At 64.3% G+C, this 4,970-nt stretch carries 5 protein-coding genes and 1 pseudogene; 3 read left to right on the forward strand and 3 right to left on the reverse strand.

Features of this window, described 5'->3' with window-relative positions:
• A pseudogene (locus VML93_RS01290) lies at window positions 1-708 on the forward strand (aldehyde dehydrogenase); the annotation flags it as partial.
• A 68-nt stretch (window positions 709-776) separates the two neighbouring features.
• On the opposite strand, the gene VML93_RS01295 reads toward VML93_RS01290, so the two are convergent.
• Together VML93_RS01295 and VML93_RS01300 are read right to left on the reverse strand one after the other, a co-directional pair.
• On the reverse strand, window positions 777-1,556 hold the full coding sequence (locus VML93_RS01295; protein ID WP_325606872.1) for an SDR family oxidoreductase: 780 nt from the start codon (window positions 1,554-1,556) through the stop codon (window positions 777-779).
• An 82-nt stretch (window positions 1,557-1,638) separates the two neighbouring features.
• A complete protein-coding gene (locus tag VML93_RS01300) occupies window positions 1,639-2,145 on the reverse strand; it encodes a DNA starvation/stationary phase protection protein (protein ID WP_325606873.1) in 507 nt (168 codons plus the stop codon).
• A 195-nt stretch (window positions 2,146-2,340) separates the two neighbouring features.
• On the opposite strand from VML93_RS01300, the gene VML93_RS01305 reads away from it, so the two are divergent.
• Complete coding sequence (locus VML93_RS01305; protein ID WP_325606875.1) at window positions 2,341-3,015, forward strand: XRE family transcriptional regulator; 675 nt, start codon at window positions 2,341-2,343, stop codon at window positions 3,013-3,015.
• 2 nt (window positions 3,016-3,017) lie between these two features.
• On the opposite strand, the gene VML93_RS01310 is transcribed toward VML93_RS01305, so the two are convergent.
• Window positions 3,018-3,908 (reverse strand): LysR family transcriptional regulator, encoded by an 891-nt coding sequence (locus VML93_RS01310; protein ID WP_325606876.1) that lies wholly within the window; start codon window positions 3,906-3,908, stop codon window positions 3,018-3,020.
• Window positions 3,909-4,031: 123 nt separating this feature from the next.
• Here VML93_RS01310 and VML93_RS01315 point away from each other — a divergent pair.
• On the forward strand, window positions 4,032-4,970 hold a 939-nt coding region (locus VML93_RS01315), incomplete at its 3' end, for a zinc-binding alcohol dehydrogenase family protein (RefSeq protein WP_325606878.1).

Consider the following 4,970-nt stretch of genomic DNA (forward strand, 5'->3'; position numbering starts at 1 on the left):
TACGGAGGCCAGGACCTGGTCGACAAGTACGCCAACGATCCCACGGTGGTGGTGAACGGACCGGGACGCGCGAAAATCCTCATCACCGCCGACCGGGATTGGCGTGACTACCTCGACGTCATCGTCGACTCGATCGCCAACCTGGGCGGGATGGCATGCGTGAACACTACCGCCGTGCTCTACGAAGGCGATCCCGGACCGCTGGCGCACGCGATTGCCGAGCGGCTGGCTACGATTGAGCCGCTGCCGAGCGACGACGAGCAAGCGATCCTGCCCACTCAACCCGTCGACAAGGCAACGGCTTTGGCGAACTATCTGGCCGCCAAGGCCGCGGGAACGACTCCACTATTGGGCGCCGATCAGGTGGTCGCGGCCTTGGGTGACGGCTACGCTGCGCTGCGCCCGGCCGTGCATCTGTTGTCCGAGCCCAATCCGGACAAGCTCAATATCGAGCTGCCGTTCCCGTGCGTGTGGGTGGCGCCGTGGTCTCGCGACTCATCGTCGGGGGGCCTGGAGCCGCTGCGGCGTTCGTTGGTGATCACCGCGATAACTGGCGACGACGAGCTGATCGACGACCTGCTCGATGAGCCCACGCTGGCCAATGTGTACCGCGGCCGTCATCCGACTTACTTTGCCACGCCGGAGATCCCACACGACGGGTTCCTGGCGGACATCCTGATGCGCAACAAGGGCTTCGTCGGGGACTGAGCGTCGCCGCCATTAGCGGCGATCGCAAGCGCGGCGCAGCCGGGCGCAGCGGGTCGCCGCCATTTGGACTACCCTTTCCAGGGCCAGTCTTCGGCATCCCACTGCCGCTGGAGCTCGGGATAGAGCGACGAAAGGTCGGAGGGCAGCGATGCCTTCACCCGTCGCGTCGAATCGTCGGTCAGCACCTCTTCGTTCCCGCGCTGCACTGCATCCAGCGTCTGCGCGACGACGTCATGGGTCGAAATCTTGGCCTCGGGCACATTGGCTGCCATGTCGGTGTCAATCCAACCCGCGTGTACGGCGACGACGAGTGTTCCGGCTGCTCGCAGTTCGGTGCGAATCGCATTTGTCAAAGCCCACTGGGCGGATTTCGACGCACTGTAAGAGCCGTTGAACGGCGACGCCAGCCAGCTGGCCACCGACAACATGTTGACCAGCGCGCCACCGCCATTGTGGGCGAGCACGGGGGCGAATGCGCGGCACATCGCCAGCGTCCCAAAGTAATTGATCTCCATCTCGCTGCGCGCCGCGCCCAGGTCGGGTGCTGCCAGGAGCGGGCTCCGCAGCATCGCACCGGCGTTGTTGATCACCAGCGCCACGTCGCCACATCGCGAGGCGGCGGCGCGGACATCACCCGGGTTGGTGATGTCCAACCGGATCGGGATGATCCGGTCGTCGTCGACTTCGACGGACCCGGGGTTCCGTGCTGCCGCGTACACGGCGTCCGCGCCGCGGTCGAGGAGTCCTTGCACGAACGCCTTTCCCAGTCCGCGGTTTGCCCCTGTCACCACCGCACGCGCACCTGTGATCGCAACGCCTGCAGGCGCATTCCGTCCAGCCTCGGTCATTTTCTCGATCTCCTTTTCAGTTCATTTCGGGTGAGCCACTCGAGCAACCTCGTAGCAGGCTGCGAAGTCGGACTGGCCGCCCTCAGGCTTTGTCGTTTTCCGACTTGAGCATCCACGCCTGCTTTTCCAAGTCGGCGATAATGGCGTGCAGTAGGTCGGCGGTCGACGGATCCGCAGCGTCGACCTCGTCGTGGACATCGCGCATCGTGACCACGGTGGCGTAAATCCGGTCGGCGATGATGTCGACGATGTCGGTGGTGTTGACCAGGCCCGCTGGTGCAGCCGGAACGGACGTTGTCGCAGCGACCGTGTCGGTGCGTCCGTCAGGAACGGCGTCCAGGGCGCGCATACGTTCGGCGATCGTGTCAGCGGCTTCGCGTGCGACGTCGACAATGCTGTCGAGCTGCAGGTGCAGGTCGCGGAAGTTGGTACCAACGAGGTTCCAATGCGCTTGCTTGCCTTGCAGGTGCAACTCGACGAGGTCAACAAGTACCTTCTGCAGGTTCTGCGGCAAGCTCTCAGGTGTCTGGAAGATGCGCAGCTCGCTGACGGGACGACGGTTGGTCATGGTGGTGGTGGAAGTGGTCATCGCAGGTTTCTCTCTCGACTGGTTTACCGACTAAGGGATGTGCAATATATTGCACACCATGTGCAGTAAGACAGTCAAGGAAAGTGGCGAGTGTCACCTAAAGATCCAGATTTATGTGGTGTTTCGCGTTTGGCTCACCGCATAGTGCCACTTCACGTTGAAGTCCGTGTACATTAACCTGTACACTAGAGCACTATGACGGACACTTCAGAGTCCCGCGCCGCCGGCGGGGTACCGGGTGGCCTAGGAGGGCGGCTCCGCCAAGTGCGGACCGCGCGGGGCTTTTCCGTCCGAGAACTGGCACGTCGGGCGGGATGCTCGGCAAGTCTGGTCTCCCAGGTGGAACGCGGGGTGACCGCGCCGTCGGCCGGCGTCGTATACGCGCTGGCACACCAGCTGGGCATTTCAATCGACTCCTTGTTCGGCGGCGACGACGTCGAACCGGGGGAGCTGCCGCATCTGCCGGGGGTAGCGCCGCCGTACCGGGTGGACCCGCCATGGGGTCGCGCGACTGGCGCGGACGGGGCGGGCATCGTGCAGCGGGCCGGCGATCGCAACACGATCGAACTCTCGACGGGTGTCCGGTGGGAGCGTCTCACGCCGACCCATGACAACAGGGTCGACCTCATCGAGATCGTGTACCAACCCGGCGGTCAGTCGTCAGAGAATGGACGGGCCGTCCGTCACGACGGTCGCGAATACCTTTACGTTCTGGAAGGAGAGCTCGAAGCGGTCGTCGGATTCGAAACGTTGCAGCTGATGGAAGGCGATTCCCTGGCCTTCGACCCCGCGACGCCGCATCACTACCGCAACGCGACAAACAAGGTTGTCCGGGCGTTATCCGTCGTCGTACGCGACCCTTCAATCTAGCGTCAATTCCGCTGGGCGGCATGACTCATCAGCATCTCGGCGAGCGTGGAGATGGCCCGGCTGCGGTGTCGAGCCGGGGCAGAGGCGATAAACAATGTCCAGTTCAGGGTCGGGTGCAGGGTGATCGCGCGTAAGTCGATAAAGCGTTTGGCAGCGCTGACTGGCAGGATCGCTGCGGCCAGTCGGTGCCGGACCAGGTCGGCGGCGATCGCGAAGTCGGCGACCTCGTAGGCGCTGACCGGGTCAACCCCGGCAGCGGCGAAACCGGCGTCGACGAGTTGCCGTATCCCCCACCCGACCGGGAACTGAATGAGTTCTTGTCCGGCAAGGTCTTTCAGGTGCACGCGCGCGCGACCAGACAGCGGGTGGCCGGGGTCGCAGACGAAGACCATGGGTTCACTCGTCAGCTCACGCAGCTCGACAAGCGGCGACGGCGGCGAGGAGATCGAGACCAGGGCCAGGTCCATCTTGCCGTCGGCGATTGCGGCCAGATGCCCGGCGGAGCCGGTGAGGCTTTGGCGGAGGCGAACCGTCACCAGCGGGTTGCGGAGGCGGAACTCCTGCAGCGCCGCTGGGAGGTTAATCGTTCCCCACGACATCAGGGTGCCGAGCGTGACGGTACCCGTGAGCTGATCGCGAAAGTCGTCGACCGAGGACCGTGCCCGTTGCGCGGCGCGTATCACTTCCCGGGCATGCTCGAGGAATGCTTCGCCCGGCGCGGTGAGCGCGATTTGACGCTTGGAACGGTCGAACAGCTCGACGCCCAGTTCTCTTTCCAGCCTGCTGACCGCCGCCGACAGCGCCGACTGCACGACATGTATCCGCTCGGCCGCACGGGAGAAGTTCAGGTCGGCGGCCACGGCCACGAAATATTCCAGGTGTCGCAGCTCCATCCGGCAGATTGTATCGCGATACGCGATGCATTAGATCTGATTTATTCGTTGGACGCGATCAGTTGGTCGGGTGTTGTCTAGATGGTGTTAAGCGATGACCATCGAATTACGGAAGGACACAAGATGCGTGCGCTGCGCTTCGACCGCTTCGGCGGCCCGGCTGTGCTTGGGGTTACGGACTTGCCCGACCCAGAACCATCGCCGCAACGGGCGGTGATCCGGGTCGAAGCGGCCTCGGTGAATCCTTCCGACGTGAAAAACGTCGCCGGGCAGATGGACTGGACGGTACTGCCGCGCACGCCCGGGCGCGACTTCGCCGGTGTGGTAGTCGGCGGCCCACCCGAATGGGAGGGGGTGGCCGTCTGGGGCACCGGCGGAGACGTCGGGTTCACCCGCGACGGTTCGCATGCCCAGCTGATGTCGGTGCCGGTCGCGGCGCTCGTGCGCAAACCCGAACGACTCAGCTTCGACGAAGCATCGGCCGTCGGGGTCAACTTTGTGGTGGGTTGGTACGGAGCGGTGGAAACCGCGCAGCTGGCTGCTGGCGAAACCATGGTGATCTTCGGGGTTTCTGGCGGGGTCGGCGGTGCGGTTGCCCAGATCGCCGCGGCCCTCGGTGCCACGGTAATCGGCGTGGACCGTCGGCCACCCGGCCCAGACACCCCGGCTGCGAGTGTCATAGACCACTTCGTCGGCTTCGACCCGGCCGCCGACATCGGCGCCCAGATCAAGCACCTGACCCGCGGCACCGGAGCACAGGTGGTCTATGACGCCGTTGGCGGGGTGACTACCGCGGCCGCCCTGGCTTCGCTCGCGCACCGGGGCAGGCTGGTGGTGATCAGTGCAATTCATCCGCGAGCGGTGGAGATTGATCTCAGAGATCTGTACCACAACGAAACCCGGATATTCGGCACGGACAGCGGGAAACTCGGCGTCGTCGACTCCGCACGACGACTGGCACAGATGAGTCGCTACTTCGAATCTGGGCAGTTCAGTTCCGGCCACTGCCCGTTACCGCGAGTTATTCACTCGCCGAAGGACTTCAGGCATATCAGGCCGTCG

This window comes from Mycobacterium sp., assembly GCF_035499775.1.
Lineage (GTDB): Bacteria > Actinomycetota > Actinomycetes > Mycobacteriales > Mycobacteriaceae > Mycobacterium.

What these genes read in the sequence shown, in the direction of transcription:
- VML93_RS01300 (WP_325606873.1), bottom strand. Translation starts at nt 2,145, where the DNA reads ATGACCACTTCCACCACCACCATGACCAACCGTCGTCCCGTCAGCGAG.
- VML93_RS01305 (WP_325606875.1), top strand. Translation starts at nt 2,341, where the DNA reads ATGACGGACACTTCAGAGTCCCGCGCCGCCGGCGGGGTACCGGGTGGC.
- VML93_RS01310 (WP_325606876.1), bottom strand. Translation starts at nt 3,908, where the DNA reads ATGGAGCTGCGACACCTGGAATATTTCGTGGCCGTGGCCGCCGACCTG.
- VML93_RS01295 (WP_325606872.1), bottom strand. Translation starts at nt 1,556, where the DNA reads ATGACCGAGGCTGGACGGAATGCGCCTGCAGGCGTTGCGATCACAGGT.